Origin of the sequence: Nostoc sp. 'Lobaria pulmonaria (5183) cyanobiont', assembly GCF_002949795.1 — a bacterium.
Classification (GTDB): Bacteria; Cyanobacteriota; Cyanobacteriia; order Cyanobacteriales; family Nostocaceae; genus Nostoc.
The window spans coordinates 5,671,508-5,686,906 of sequence record NZ_CP026692.1 but is presented as its reverse complement, the minus strand read 5'-3'; the positions used below and the strand labels follow the sequence as shown (position 1 = coordinate 5,686,906).

The following is a 15,399-nucleotide window of genomic DNA, read 5'->3' as shown; positions in this document are numbered from 1 at the left end:
GCACATTTGCGGCATGAAAAAGCATTTCTTGTGGGATGGGCATCCTGCGCGTCTTATTTTGCGCGATATTAGAGCTTTTCACGAAATAACCTTGACATTTCTTGAGTTAGAAATGCTTTTTTGTCCTAAAAGTAGCTAGCCGTAAAGAACTTGTCGTAGTCGCAGACAACTTGCTCTCCTGAGCATTGAGGTCGGAACAGAGCGAGTCGTGATTGACCGCAATCGGATGACGGGTGGATGTGTGACAGCAGGTATTGATTTTGGTCTAACAAGGTAAGGGTTATAAGGTTTTTTCTTTCCCTTTCCTCTTCCCCAAAATCCGAGAAGTGTTGGGTTTCAAGTTTACTTATTCTGACTTTTGAATTCTGAATTATGCTGCATCTCGTTTCCATACTCTGCATGGAAACGAAATCACAAGATTATCTCACTTTGCCAGAGCTATTTCTAGCTAATAAATAACTATCTGAGGTTGCTCAATTGTACCATCAGGCATGATAGTATCTCGCAACTTTGCATAAATCAAATTTGTCTTCCAAAGGTTTGCCTTATTCAAGTTTGCTTTAGTTAAATTTGCCCATGTCAAGTCTGCACTAGTTAAGTTAGCTTCAGTCAAATTCGCTTCTAGTAATTTTGCTCCACATAGCTTGGCTCGTGTGAGATTTGCAAAACTTAAGTTAGCTTCAATCAGCGATGCTTCAATTAATTTGGCTTCACTTAAGTCTGCTTCTCTCAAATCCACATCACATAAAGAAGCACCCCAAAGATTACTACCTATAAATTTCACTCGCCATAAGAATGTTCCGCACAAATTTGCCCGTGTTAAATCAGCATTAGTCAAATTGGCTTCACATAAAGATGCTTCATACAAATTAGCTTCACGTAAGCTAGCTTGGATCAAATTTGCGCCGCTTAAATTAGCACGAGTCAGAACACAGCCAGACAAATTTGCATCACGCAAATCTGCTCCAATTAAATTAATACCACTTAAATCAATTCCTTTCAGGTCGATTCCTCTCAAGTCACATCCACTGAAATCCCGACGCTGAAAATATTTATTTGTGATTTGACTTAAAATAAATTCCTGTTGTTGAGTATAATTTTTCATGGTATTCACCTCTGGGTGTAATTGATCTCAAAGGTTGAGTGTGGTAGTTACCGTATATTGAGAGTACACCGCAAACGGAGATTAGCTCAGTAAATAATCAAAAATAAATTAACCAAAAATCGGCAATCACTTGAAAATACGTTTTCTCAGTGGTTTTTAAAACAAAAAATGCTGACATAAGTCAGGAAATATTCATATAAGAAGAGTCATTTGTCCTTGGTCATTTGTCATTGGTATTAATGACTTCTATTTCCCGACGGCTTTTTATGAAAAGCCAGGGGATGAGGTAAGATTCAAAATTTCCATCAGTACTGAGTACTTCTTTTCGCTTATTACCCAGCACTGATAGCGAAGGCATAACCCAATTTAGTCATGACGTATCTTTTTGTTGCTTTCACTACTGCGCTTTTTGATTTATTTGTAACCAAATTTCTAAACTAGCAAGCAACCACAGCTTGACTCCATAACGACTCCAAGTATCTCCTTGATAGTTTAACCAATTCCGAATTGGCAACTGGTTTAAGTAAGGAGCAATACATGCATTTTGATTGAGCAATAAATCTCTGGCTTCTTGCTGCCAATATTTCCGAAATCCTAACTGCACCGGTACCATCATGCCACTTTTGGGACGATGAATAATTTTGTCTGGTAAAATATTTGCATTCGCCAAAGACGTACCGTAGGTAATCGCTTGCTTTAAAACTGCTTTTTCTTCCACTCCAGAAAGCTTATACTCTGGAGGTATTTCCATGCTTAAGTCTACTATTCGTTGGTCAAACAGAGGAGAACGACCTTGCAAAAGAGCAGCTTGAGTCAAGTTACTAACTTTGGTCAGAATTTGGTCAGCGCCTTTAAATTTGATATTCATTGCCATCAAACGATTCAGATAGCTGGCTTGAGAATATAAGTCTTCTGCAAAAACCCAAGGCGCTGTTTGTACTGCTGTCCAAACTTCTGGTTTTAAAAGTTGCGGTAAGTCAACAGCACACTTTTGAAAGGAAATTAAATAAGCTTGCAATGCATCCTGATTGGTGACAGAGCCATATAAACTATTAATTAACATCGGCTGATTTTTTGGCCCACCAAAACAGGGGTCGCCACCTTCACCATTCAAAACTACTTCTACACTTTCTCTCGCCAGTCGTCCCAGCAACAGGTTGGGAACAGTCAGTGGGTCGCCAATAGGATCATCTAAATAAGCCATTGTTTCCGGCAAGCGTGACCACATATCCTTAAAAGTAATTTCTAAAATGTGGTGCTGCGTCTGACAATGGGATGCAACAAGACTAGAAAATTCTAACTCATTGGGACATTCCGAACCAAAATGAATCGAGAATGTGTGAACTGGTGCTTTGTGGAATTTTGCTACTAAAGCAGTGATACTGCTAGAATCCAAACCACCGGAAAGAAAAACGCCAACGGGTTCATTTGCTGGTGGTAAATATTCTTGAACAACTTGGTCTAGAAGTTCTCGCAAGCGATCGCCATGCCATGCTAAGGGTTGATCGATTGCTGTAATCTGTTCTTGAAGCTGCCAATAAGCTGTAACTTTGTGGTCGGGAAATTCTAAAACAGTTCCAGGTCGCAGTTCTTGCACCTGTTCCCAAAGGGTTCGTTCTCCAGGAACAAAGGCACAACAAAGATAATCTCGCAACGCCACTAAATCTAAATCGGATGAACGATGGGGTGATAAAGTTCTCAGTTGAGGCGCAATCCAACGAACTAAACCAGTGGTAGTGTAATAGAGAGTACGAACACCGATGCGATCGCGAATCAATCTCAACACCTGTTTCTCTTTATCCCAAACCACTAGCGCAAACATCCCGACAAGTTGGCTAAGACTTTCATTACCCCATTGTTCCCAAAGATTGGCCACTAGTTGCAGAGAACTTCCTTGAAAGCTATCCGGTTCAATTCCCAACTTTTGCAGCAACTGCACTCGGTTAGTTAACCAAACATCACCAACAACAACAAATCGTCCTCTAGAACTAATTGCTAATTTCTCCGTCGGAAATTCCGAAGTTGTGCGTGGTAAAATTACAGAAATTTTTTCATCTCGCCAAGCTATATCTTCATAATTTGGATTAATTTTCCCCCACGCTACGCGCCAGGTTGGGTTAGTTTTGATGAATTCGATTTTAGGAGATTTACGATTTTTAAACGCATCAAATAGCATGGGAAATTTTTAACGCATATTAGAACCCCATCCCCAACCACCTAAGAGCAAGCGAAGCTACGGTGTACACACAAGGACTCCTGCCTCTTTAGAAAGATCCAGCAATCATCCCAGCAAGTAAAATAAAACCAATCCACACGTTTTGCCGGAACATCTTACCATAAGCAGAATTAGGTAAGTATCGCTCTGTTAATCGCAGAGACTGCCAAACCCATCCGATAGTAGCAGCTGCAAGGCTAATCCAGAAGGCTAAGTGCAGATGTATAACTACGCCTAACCAAGACAACAATAAGATTGTGCCAGCAAAGAAAATTCCAATAGCTACAGGGGCATAATTACCAAAAAATAGGGCGCTAGAATTAACACCAATGCGGCGATCGTCTTCCTTGTCGCTCATGGCGTAAACTGTATCAAATCCTAATGTCCACAGCACAGTCGCGCCCCAAAGTAACCAAGTTGCTTGGGAGATGGTTTGTGTTACTGCACTCCAGCTAATCAATACCCCAAAACCCCAAGCGATGGAAAGCACCAATTGCGGTACAGGAAACACCCTCTTTGCACCGGGATAAAGCAGAATTACAGGTACTGCTGCCACGCATAACCAGAAACTCAGGGGGTTAAGATAAAAAGCCAAGACTGCTGCACAAGCTAAAGATACGATCGCGACTACAATCCCAACTTTCACAGATAAAGCGCGAGAAGCGAGGGGGCGATCGCGTGTTCTCTCCACTTGTGGATCGATATTCCGATCCCACAAATCATTGACAACACACCCAGCCGCACTCGTCGCCAGAGTACCCAATATAATCACACCAACTAAAGGTAAAGGCGGTTTCCCTGAAGCTGCCAAAAACACAGCCCAAAGGGCAGGAATCATTAAAATTAACCGCCCTTCTGGTTTATGCCAGCGTAAAAGCCGGATAATTACAAGCCAAATTGGTTCTTGGGGGCGTTCTGGCATCGTTAACATAGAAATCAACAAATAACTTTAGAGAGATGAATTCACACTTCTTTACATCTATAGAATAACGTTATTTGTTATTTGTAAAAACATAACCCAAAGTGGCAACTTTAAATATCTTAAAATAGTCACTGCGGTTATAAATAGTAGGGTAAATATACATAGCTCAGTTACCCTCGACCAAACTGAGTTGCGAATGCTGAGTATTTTTTAATTTACTCAATATTCAGCACTGGCTCAACGCCCTGCTACCGCTAACAGCACTCAGTCTGAGCAAGTGTGTTGTCATAAATATCAGTGCTAGCTACCCCGACATATCACCGTTTGCCATCATTTCTTAATAAAGAGAGAAAACTAGATGCTGAATTTAGTTTCTAGCTGGGAGAGTATTCCTACTCAACCATCTAAGCAACATCGGATTATTGCTGCCATTGACCTGGGAACAAATTCTCTACACATGGTAGTAGTCAAGATTGACCCCACACTACCAGCTTTCAGCATTATTGCTAGAGAAAAGGAAACCGTGAGGCTTGGCGATCGCAATCTTACCACTGGAGAACTCAAACCAGAGATAATTAAAAAGGCGATCGCGGCTTGTGGACGCTTCCAAGAAGTTGCCAAAACTATCAACGCTGAAACTATCATTGCTGTGGCAACTAGTGCTGTGCGGGAAGCCCCCAATGGTAAAGATTTTTTGCACAAAATAGAAGCGGAGTTGGGTTTAAGCGTTGACTTGATTTCTGGTCAAGAAGAAGCGCGGCGAATCTATCTTGGCGTGCTGTCGGGCATGGAATTTAACAACCAGCCTCATACCATTATTGATATTGGCGGTGGTTCTACAGAATTGATTTTAGGCGATAGTCAGCAAGCCCGCATTCTCACCAGTACGAAAGTTGGTGCAGTGCGACTCACTAGCGAATTAATCACTACTGACCCCATTAGTCACATTGAGTTCCAGTATCTGCAAGCTTATGCACGCGGGATGTTGGAACGTTCTGTAGAAGAAATCTTAGCAAACCTAGAGTTTGGGGAATCTCCGCGTTTGGTCGGTACGGCGGGCACAATTGAAACCCTGGCGATGATTCACGCACGGGAAAAGTCGGGTGTTATTCCTTCCACTCTCAATGGCTACCAATTTAGTTTTAAAGACTTGCAAGAGTTGGTAAATCGCTTGCGGAAACTGAGTAATTCCGAAAAGGCTGAGATTCCTGGTATGCCAGAGAAGCGCCCTGAAGTTATCCTCGCTGGCGCAGTCATATTACAAGAAGCAATGACCCTTTTGGGTAGTGAATCGGTTACAGTTTGTGAGCGTTCTCTCAGAGAAGGCGTAATCGTAGACTGGATGTTAACCCACGGTTTAATTGAAGATAAGCTATGCTACCAAAGTTCAGTTCGGGAACGGAATGTTCTCAAACTGGCGGATAAATACCACATCAACTTAGAATATAGCGATCGCGTGGCAAAATTTGCCGAGAGTTTATTTGACCAAACTCAAGGTACGTTACACCACTGGGGAACTGACGAGCGACAAATGCTGTGGGCAGCGGCCATATTACACAATTGCGGTCATTATATCAGCCATTCGTCTCACCACAAGCACTCTTACTATTTAATTCGCAATGGAGAATTACTCGGTTATACAGAAACCGAGATTGAAATTATTGCAAATTTAGCGCGTTATCATCGCAAATCGCCGCCCAAGAAAAAACATGAAAACTACCAAAGTTTGCTGACTAAACAACAGCGACAAATTGTTAGTCAATTAAGTGCAATTTTAAGATTAGCAGTGGCATTTGATAGACGACAAATTGGTGCGATCGCTCAAGTGGAATGTGAGTATTATCCACAACTTAGGCAGGTCAACCTGCTAATTTTTCCATCTCAATTAAATGATGATTGTGCTTTAGAACTTTGGAGTTTAGATTATAAAAAAGGAGTGTTTGAAGAAGAATTTGGAGTGAAATTAGTAGCAAGTTTAGAAAAGTCTAGCGTTGCTAACTTGTCTTAGAAAGTGAGGTGCGTTGCACTGGTTAACGCACCTGCATCTAGCTGATGTTTTATGCTTGCGATCGCTAATTCAACTTGATACGTTAAGCTCAATATAAAAGCTTCCGGTAAAAATCAGACAACTTTATTTAGTAACTATTTAGGAAGGTAGGATTATACAAGTAACTTTCTCTTGTACACAAAAACTTTAATGAAATTTTAAACTACATTATATAAAGATATGTATCTAATTTTGATATCTAACTTAAGGACGAATTTATAACTGTCCCAAGAAGCATTTCAAAATAAAATTAGTAATTATAATAGAATTAACAATCTATTAAATGTAGGTTATGTTGCTAGTGGATATCTAAGTCGGGAAAACTTGGATATCCTTATATAAAATTTCAATAGTTTAAAAAGTAATCAAGCAGATAGGATGTTAGTAACTGAAAAAACTTGCGCTGACTTTTACCGATAGGTATGGCGATGTCTACGACGGGCTACGCTTACGCAGTTGCTGGAGACTTCAAGGTAAAATTTCGGTAGGCTGATCACTTATGCGTGGGGTGGAGCATAGTTGCCAAAGTCAAATGCAATGTTTCTAGCGATACTAATTTAGTCTTACGCAACCTTACAGCAATTAGGGCAGACATCAACTTGCAAGCATTCTTTGCGACGCTCCCCAAGAAATTTTTCCTTCTTTATAATTTGAAGATAAGTATCATATTTTACACATAAAACTATTTTTTGCAAAATTATGATGCTCATTAGGAATCTGGATTAATACATTTAAGATGTTCACAGCCAAAACCTTGAGTCATCATTGCAGATAGCTGTGGAAAAACTTGTTCATCAAAGTTGAGTTCTCGCATGATTTGGTCATGAGCTTGCCCCTGCGCTATCCGCTTTGCCATTTCCTGAAACTCTACCCAAGTTAAATCACTCTCAACAAATGCTTTACTAAGGGTAATTACCAGTTCCTCATAATCATTGTCTTCCAATTTTGTCATCATTCGATGTTCAATGTGAAGCGAATCATCGAAACAGTAATACCAGGATTTTAGTTGCTGCCTAAGTACTCTTCGGAAAAGCTCCTGCTGTTTCGAGCGACTAACAGCACTATCGGCCTCACTACACACCATTAAAATTGGGGCAGAAACACAGCCTTGAGACTTATCTAAAACCTCATATCCCAATTCCAGAAATATTCGTAAGGCCTTGAGACAAAAACCTTTATAACCAAAATTACCGGGTGCATCTTTGTTGAACCATTCAAAGTAAATTGGCAGAATTTTGATCAGTTGATCAAATATTAAGTAGCGGCTACCTAAATAAGGCGTGAACAATAAGGTGCGGTCAATCTCTTGAGGATGCTCTAAAGCTAACCAAGCAGCTAAAGTTCCACCTGTTGATAATCCACCAATTACAACTTGTTGCCCTAGCGTTTTTGCAATCTGCAACCATTTGATTACAAATTTTTGATAAATCTCAATATCTGTTGGCAGGGGTGGAGGGTTTTGAAACTTCCAGTCACCTGAGCGTCCATGACCTGGTTGTAAAGGAATCAGAACGTTATATCCCGTGTTAAAGAAGGCTTTACCAAGCGGCTCGAACTGGTAAGGGCCTGCTGTAAAACCATGCAAAAATAAAAAAACTTTTGAAGTGAAGTCAGGATGAATCAAAAATTTAGAACGGCAGGCTTCATTTTTAAGACCTAATGTGGACTCTAATTGGTGAACTTGCTCTAGAATTTCTACTGTATTTTGAATGCCAATTTTCATTTATGTAATTATTATGTTCACATATATATAGTAATCCTACTTGAATCCTGCTCAGATTGTGAAAAGGAAATCTTTGTCTGGCAAGCTTTTAAGCCGCTTAGTTATTCAAAAATTAAATAGGAATCTTATATATGTTACTTGATTAATTAAGTAGTTACTCCGAAGCTAGCAAAGGATATATTGTTGAGTTACCTTGTCAGAACTGAGAAACCTTTTTAAAGTCTGATGAGTATTTCACTCCAAACTAATTTTCCACAACCCATCTAGCGGATTAGACAGTTGGAATTGACTATCATTGCTACCGAGCCAATTATTGTCATACACCAACCCAACACTGAATGTTCTATTTAGAGGATATTGTCCTAGTTTTCCAAAACCTTCAATATTCTTTGAGTCAGCGATCGCTTGCTGGTTCAACTGTATAGTTGTTTGGTTGCCGTCGTCAAAGTAAATTGTGGCTCGTTTGTTGTGAAAGCGCACATGAACTTTGTAGACTCCACCAGTTGCATAGTAATAAGCTCTAGCAGGCAGCTTTTGACCATCAATATTTTGTCCTTTAAGCTCAACTGCCATAGCAGGACTGCATAGCAGCAACAGGACTGGCAAGATTAACCCTAAAACTTTCATTGGTAGTAACAAACACTTTCAATCAACTACTTTCTACTTTAAAACATAAGTAGAGCGACTTAAAAGAAGCAGACTATGTGAAGATAAGTAAATACAGGTCGCGATCGCGGTAAAAAACAAGAAGTATACATTTTCGATTTTGACATACAGCGATCGCGAAAAGATGAAATAAGTTTCACAGCCAATGCTAGAAAGTCGTCTTTCCATACTTTTATAGAGAGACGCGGTATATCGCGTCCATTGGTGTCAACTTAAGGTAAAAGTTAGGTAAGAGAAAGCGTTCTAGAGTTGCCCTCATCCCCTAACCCCTTCTCCCAACATGGGAGAAGGGGAACTGGAGAATTATGCTCCCCTCTCCCAATTTGGGAGAGGGGCTGGGGGTGAGGGCAAAACTCATGCAGTGAGGAGATTTCAGCTTAATTTGACACCAATGTATCGCGTCTCTACCCTTACTCCCTACTCATGAAATAAATCCAAGTCTGTGACAGCACCAACACTACTAGAGGAAACTAACTTAGCATATTTTGCTAAGATGCCTTTTGTATAACGGGGTGGACGGGGTTGCCATTTTGCGCGGCGACTGGCTAATTCTGCATCAGAAATGTTGATTTGTAACAAGCGAGAATTAGCATCAATAGTGATGCTATCACCTTCTTCGACCAGAGCGATCGCACCACCAACGGCGGCTTCGGGAGCAACGTGTCCGACTACCATCCCGTAAGTACCGCCGGAAAAACGTCCGTCAGTAATTAACCCGACTGCATCACCTAAACCCGCACCAATAATTGCTGAGGTGGGCGCTAGCATTTCCCGCATACCAGGGCCGCCTTTGGGCCCTTCATAACGGATGACAATCACATCACCGACTTTAATCTTACCTGCAAGGATGGCATCTAAGCATTCTTCCTCGGAATCAAATACCCGTGCAGAACCAGTAATGCCGGGATTTTTCACTCCGGTAATTTTTGCTACTGCTCCCTCTGTAGCAAGATTCCCTTTTAGGATGGCTAAGTGACCTTGGGCATACATCGGGTTATTCCAAGGCCGAATCACATCTTGATTGCTTGGTGGTTCATCGGGGACATCTGCTAAAATTTCGGCGATGGTTTTACCTGTGATGGTGATACAGTCACCGTGAAGTAATCCATGTACCAATAGCATTTTCATCACTTGGGGAATACCACCAGCTTGATGTAAGTCTGTGGCGACATATCTACCACTAGGTTTTAAATCACATAAAACCGGGACACGATCGCGGATAATTTCAAAATCATCTAGATTAAGTTCTACACCAGCCGCACGAGCGATCGCCAGAAAATGTAACACGGCGTTAGTTGAACCACCCACAGCCATAATTACAGAAATAGCATTTTCTATAGATTTACGGGTGATAATTTGTCGGGGTAACAGTTGATTGCGAATTGCTTCTACTAATACCTTGGCTGATTTTTCCGTGCTATCGGCTTTTTCATCATCTTCTGCCGCCATTGTCGAAGAATAGGGTAAACTCATGCCCATCGCTTCAAAGGCCGAGGACATAGTATTGGCTGTGAACATCCCACCACAAGAACCAGCACCAGAACAAGCGCGGCGTTCTACTTCCATCAGTTCGGTGTCGTCAATTTTGCCAGCACTGTATTCACCCACAGCCTCAAAGGAACTCACAACAGTCAAGTCGCGGCCCTCATAGTGTCCGGGTTTAATTGTCCCACCGTAAACAAAGATAGCCGGGATATTCATTCTTGCCATTGCCATCATCGCCCCTGGCATATTTTTATCACAGCCACCGATGGCGATCACACCATCCATACTTTGACCATTACAGACGGTTTCAATGGAGTCAGCAATTACTTCGCGTGACACTAAGGAATATTTCATCCCCTCAGTTCCCATCGAAATCGCATCACTAACAGTAATTGTGCCGAACATTTGCGGCATTGCCCCAGCTAGTTTAATTCCAGCTTCAGCGATGAGTGCTAGTTTATTAATCCCCATGTTACAGGGAGTGATGGTGCTGTAGGCATTAGCCACACCGACAATTGCTTTCTTAAAGTCTTCATCTTGAAAACCTACTGCACGCAGCATAGCGCGATTTGGCGATCGCTGTACCCCTTGTGTGACAACTTTACTTTTAAAATTATCTGACGTTGTTTTTTCACTCATTGCTCTGGCCTCAATCAAATCTCTGTACGAGTATGATATGTAGCCTTTTTTGAGATGTCCAATATATATTTATTTGGAATTGATACTTATAAAGTATCAAAAATATGGGACTACGACACCTGCACTACTTTATTGCTGTAGCTGAGGAATTACATTTCAGCAGGACTTACACAAACGTATAATTTTATTCAGCAATAAATCGAATGGCTCTCTGCGTTAATATTACTCACCCGCAGAAATTATCAACCCTCAACTCGCGCCACACATCAGACGGTTGCCAGCCAGAGTTAGCAACGGAGCGCAAAGGGCGATAATCTTCCCAGATGTAGTCCGATTCGGATGCTTCGATGTACACAGGTGGATTTGGTTCAACCACCGATTCAGGAATATCTTGACTCTCAAGCATCTCAATGGGTTCAGTCGATGATGGAGTTACTTCTGTTGTCTTGCGAATTGGGTTAGAGGTTTTTTTGATGAGTCGTTGCATATTCATAGTCATCATTTGGCTCTCCACAAGGTAGGATATCCCAGAATACAGTAAGTTATCAGAAAATCCGAAACATTTTGTCGAAAAATTTCATCCAAAATTCCACACTAAAAGGTAATCGTTCACAGAATCTGACTGGAAAGTGCTAAGTGCTATTAGCGGTAGCGCGGCGTTGAGCCAATGCTGAGTAAAAATCCCAGTCCCTAGAATATTTTCATGCTTGGCTTTTGAAACTCGTTTTATTGGGACTTGCTTGAACGATCAAAAGTAGTCAGAGAGAGATTTATATTTCAACAGTAACGCGACTCCAAGTTAAGTCAATTAAATCTAAGACCTAATCCAAAGAGTTATCTATATAATCTTCTGATTCTTGATTACCAATTACACACAATTTGCCGCCAGTAATATAAATTTCCTTTGGTTCTTTGTAGTAAGCTTTGTGTCTACTGATCCATCCTGGTTTCTCACCAATTTTCCAACAATCACTGGAAAGTAGTATTGCATGAAGGAATGGCAAATAGTTCTAAGTTTATTGAAGATTATTGCTTAACTCAATAATTAAATATATCTGACTGGAAGATGAGTAATTGATATTTTACAAATAAAAAAGGGATAAGCCAAAAGCCTATCCCTCAAAAAATTAACTAATCAATGTATCAAGTTCCACTTGTCCAAGAATTGATGTACTCAATTTGATCGGGTGTTAGGCTATCAATCGTGATACCCATAGCCTGCAACTTCAACCGAGCAATTTCTTGATCGACTTCAACAGGAATTGAATGCAAACCGGGTTCCAACTTACCCTTATTCTTCACCAGGAATTCACAAGCCAAAGCTTGGTTCGCAAAACTCATATCCATTACCGCGCTGGGGTGTCCTTCAGCCGCAGCTAGGTTAATCAAGCGTCCTTGTCCGAGAACGACAACTGATTTACCATTTTTCAACTTGTATTCTTCAGTGAAAGGACGAACTTCTTTGATTTCCTTAGCTTGTGCAGCCAAGTATTTCAAATCAAGTTCTAAGTCAAAGTGACCGGAGTTACAAACGATCGCACCATCTTTCATGACATCGAAGTGTTCGCCACGAACGACGTGCTTGTTACCAGTCACAGTGATAAAAATATCACCTTGGGGTGCAGCCTTCGCCATTGGTAGAACGCGGAAGCCATCCATTACCGCTTCAATCGCCTTGATGGGGTCGATTTCGGTGACGATGACGTTAGCACCCATCCCACGGGCGCGGAGGGCTGTACCTTTGCCACACCAGCCATAACCGACGACAACAATGTTTTTACCAGCCAACAAAATATTGGTGGCGCGGATAATGCCATCTAGGGTTGATTGCCCAGTACCATAGCGATTATCAAAGAAGTGCTTGGTGTCGGCGTCGTTAACGTTGACTGCGGGGAAGGTGAGAACGCCTTCTCTAAACATGGCGCGTAACCGTACAATACCAGTGGTGGTTTCTTCGGTGCTACCAATCAAATCAGCGATTTGGTGTTGGCGGTGTTGGATTAAAGCCGCAACCACATCGCTACCGTCATCAACAATGATGTTGGGGCGATGATCTAAAGCTATTTGAACGTGGCGGTTATAAGTTTCGTTATCTTCGCCTTTTTGAGCAAAGACGGGAATTTCATGATCGGCGACGAGGCTAGCGGCTACGTCATCTTGCGTTGATAAAGGATTGCTAGCAATTAAAAGCGCATCTGCACCACCGGCTTTCAGAGCGATCGCCAAATGTGCTGTTTCTGTTGTAATGTGGGCACAAGCTACAAGGCGTAAACCAGCGAAGGGCTTTTCGATAGCAAAGCGATCGCGAATTTGCCGCAAAACTGGCATTTCGCGTCCAGCCCATTCAATGCGCTGTCTTCCCAAGGCAGCTAGGCCGAGGTCTTTAACCTCGTGCTTTAATCGGGGAGAAGTTGCGGTCATCAAAAGTTACCTCAAAAAATTAAAAAAGCTACGTAAAGTTTACGCACTTTACTAGGTTATTCTACTACTGGCGATTTTTGCTTGTATGAAAGCAAATCACTAGCCAATAGTCTTCAGGACTAGCTTGACGTTTGATCGGCAGAATGTCAACTTCCTCCCCAGCTTCTTCCTTTTTGTTTTATCTTTGGTAAGAGTAAGATTCTTCTCAGCCTTACCTGCTGATTTTCAATACTTTGTCATCTGTCCAAAGATAGAGGGCAAACAAACAAATCTCAAAATTTCATCGTCTAAAGGGAAAACCTCAACTTTAGATAGGTACATTTACCCAAAGTTATTGCGGAGGATAGTTATAGAAGTAGTCACTAGTAGATTTGATTTAAGGAGGTGTTTGAGTGCGTTTTCAATTTTTGGCGATCGCTAGTTCAATGGCCATAGGCGTTATATCTGTGCCAAAAGCCACAGCCCAGATTCCTTTTTTACCGCAACTGCAAGCTCCCAGCAGTGTGAGTAATGATTCCGATAACAGAGTTGTTTCGGGCTGGATTTATTTAGATGGTCGTCGGTTATTTCAAATAGCGGCAACAAAAACCAACTTTCCTGAGCGTTCAGAAGATATTCAAAAGAAGTTGGATAAAATTGGCCAGAATTACTTTCAATCACCAGCAAAAACACCAGTCAAGGTAGAAATTCGCCAAGTCAACGGATTACCAGTAATTTATGTCAACGGCCAATATCTGATGACCGTTACTTCTGAAGATGCTGCACTGCGACAGGTAGATGTATCGACATCGGCAAATCAAGTCAAAGAATCGTTAGAAGAAGACTTGCAACAAGCAAAGCAAGAAAGACAAACTCCATCTCTAATCGACCAAGGTAAAATTGCTGCTGGTACCGGAGTGGCAATGGTGATTATCAGTTTGGGGCTATATGGCTGGCAGCGACGTTCCCAAAAGGATTTAGAACACTCCATTGCCTCCCAACCGCAAAGGCAACTCTTCAACTACCCAAAACCAGCAGATCAAGCAATTACAACACAACTTAATCAACGACAACAGCAACATCTCCAAGAAGCCAAGAGACGATTGTTTCAGCTCGGTCAAGCCGGAATTTGGGGAGGTGGAAGCTTCTTTATTTTGGGTCTATTTCCCTATACACGAGGTTTTCAGGTAGCAATTCTCATAGCTGCCCAATTTCCTTTGCGATTAGGTGTCGTATGTCTAGCAACCTATGTAGCAATTCGTTTGACCTACGCCCTAATTGACCGCTTCGCCTCCACTTTGATTAGCAGTGGTGCTTTCCTCACCCCAGAAAGTTCTGCACGGTTGCAACTGCGAGTTTCCACATTTTCTGGTGTAACTAAAAGTATCACTACTGCTATCTGGATAGGAGTGGGCTTCTTGCTAGCGCTGGTATCTTTGGGGATAGATATCGTTCCCTTGCTAGCGGGTGCGAGTTTAGTTGGTGTTGCATTGTCTTTGGCGTCGCAAAACTTAATTAAAGATGCGATTAACGGTTTCTTGATCATTTTAGAAGACCAGTATGCTTTAGGCGATGTGATTAATGTGGGAGACGTAGGAGGCTTAGTAGAAAATCTGAATCTGCGGATGACCCAACTGCGGGATTCTGAAGGACGCTTGATCACGATTCCCAATGGTGAAATTAAAGTTGTTGCCAATCTTTCTAGTCGTTGGTCACGAGCCGATTTAACAATTCCCATCGCCTACCAAGCCGATACAGAAGAGGCTTTGAAGTTGATTGCAACTATTGCCGATAAGATGAATCAAGAAATGCAATGGCAGAGTCAAATTTTGGAACCGCCGCAAGTTTTGGGAATAGATCAATTTGGCGATCGCGGTTTGGTTATTCGTGTCTGGATTAAAACACAGCCCCTCAAACAATGGGATGTCGCACGGGAACTTCGCCGCCGCCTGAAAGTTGCCCTAGATGAAGCCGGAATTTCCATCTCTGTGCCTCAACAAGCAATTTGGGTCAATGACGAGCAGTTCTTAAATTTTCAGGAGAATGGCAAAGATAATTAGAAATTTAGATTCATTACCGCATTTTTCAGTTGATTAGACCCAACCGTGACTTCTCCTAGCAAGGGAGCAGGGGAGCAGAGGAGCAGCACTTCGGCTACGCTCAGTGACCGAGGAAAAGATTGCAGTAAATTTTTCCC

Annotated in this window: 10 protein-coding genes; 2 read left to right on the top strand and 8 right to left on the bottom strand. The window is 41.8% G+C overall.

Annotation, left to right across the window (positions count from 1 at the left end):
* Positions 1-448 precede the first annotated feature (448 nt).
* The 3 genes from NLP_RS25220 to NLP_RS25210 all read right to left on the bottom strand — a co-directional run bounded on the left by NLP_RS25220 (position 449) and on the right by NLP_RS25210 (position 4,251).
* A complete protein-coding gene (locus NLP_RS25220) occupies positions 449-1,105 on the bottom strand; it encodes a pentapeptide repeat-containing protein (RefSeq protein ID WP_104908719.1) in 657 nt (218 codons plus the stop codon).
* A 397-nt stretch (positions 1,106-1,502) separates the two neighbouring features.
* Positions 1,503-3,281 (bottom strand): asparagine synthetase B family protein, encoded by a 1,779-nt coding sequence (locus NLP_RS25215; protein ID WP_104908718.1) that lies wholly within the window; start codon positions 3,279-3,281, stop codon positions 1,503-1,505.
* Between the two features lie 88 nt (positions 3,282-3,369).
* Positions 3,370-4,251, bottom strand: a complete 882-nt coding sequence (locus NLP_RS25210; protein WP_104908717.1) for a 4-hydroxybenzoate solanesyltransferase — start codon at positions 4,249-4,251, stop codon at positions 3,370-3,372.
* Positions 4,252-4,600: 349 nt separating this feature from the next.
* On the opposite strand from NLP_RS25210, the gene NLP_RS25205 reads away from it, so the two are divergent.
* Positions 4,601-6,250: a Ppx/GppA phosphatase family protein gene (locus tag NLP_RS25205; RefSeq protein ID WP_104908716.1), complete on the top strand. Its 1,650-nt coding sequence runs from the start codon at positions 4,601-4,603 to the stop codon at positions 6,248-6,250.
* 748 nt (positions 6,251-6,998) lie between these two features.
* Here the strand turns inward: NLP_RS25205 and NLP_RS25200 are convergent.
* The 5 genes from NLP_RS25200 to ahcY all read right to left on the bottom strand — a co-directional run bounded on the left by NLP_RS25200 (position 6,999) and on the right by ahcY (position 13,223).
* The gene (locus NLP_RS25200; protein WP_104908715.1) at positions 6,999-8,012 is read right to left on the bottom strand and encodes an alpha/beta hydrolase; all 1,014 of its coding nucleotides are present in this window, start codon (positions 8,010-8,012) and stop codon (positions 6,999-7,001) included.
* 234 nt (positions 8,013-8,246) lie between these two features.
* Positions 8,247-8,585: a hypothetical protein gene (locus NLP_RS25195; RefSeq protein ID WP_234017060.1), complete on the bottom strand. Its 339-nt coding sequence runs from the start codon at positions 8,583-8,585 to the stop codon at positions 8,247-8,249.
* A gap of 510 nt (positions 8,586-9,095) precedes the next feature.
* Entirely contained in the window at positions 9,096-10,802 is a 1,707-nt protein-coding gene (gene ilvD, locus NLP_RS25190; RefSeq protein ID WP_104908713.1) for a dihydroxy-acid dehydratase, read from the bottom strand.
* Positions 10,803-11,028: 226 nt separating this feature from the next.
* The gene (locus NLP_RS25185) at positions 11,029-11,304 is read right to left on the bottom strand and encodes a hypothetical protein (RefSeq protein WP_234017059.1); all 276 of its coding nucleotides are present in this window, start codon (positions 11,302-11,304) and stop codon (positions 11,029-11,031) included.
* Between the two features lie 641 nt (positions 11,305-11,945).
* Positions 11,946-13,223 carry an adenosylhomocysteinase gene (gene ahcY / locus NLP_RS25175; protein WP_104908711.1) on the bottom strand — a complete coding sequence of 426 codons (1,278 nt, stop codon included), beginning with the start codon at positions 13,221-13,223 and terminating at the stop codon, positions 11,946-11,948.
* Positions 13,224-13,615: 392 nt separating this feature from the next.
* Between ahcY and NLP_RS25170 the strand changes: the two genes are divergently transcribed.
* Positions 13,616-15,262: a mechanosensitive ion channel family protein gene (locus NLP_RS25170; protein ID WP_104908710.1), complete on the top strand. Its 1,647-nt coding sequence runs from the start codon at positions 13,616-13,618 to the stop codon at positions 15,260-15,262.
* The last annotated feature ends 137 nt before the right edge of the window (positions 15,263-15,399 follow it).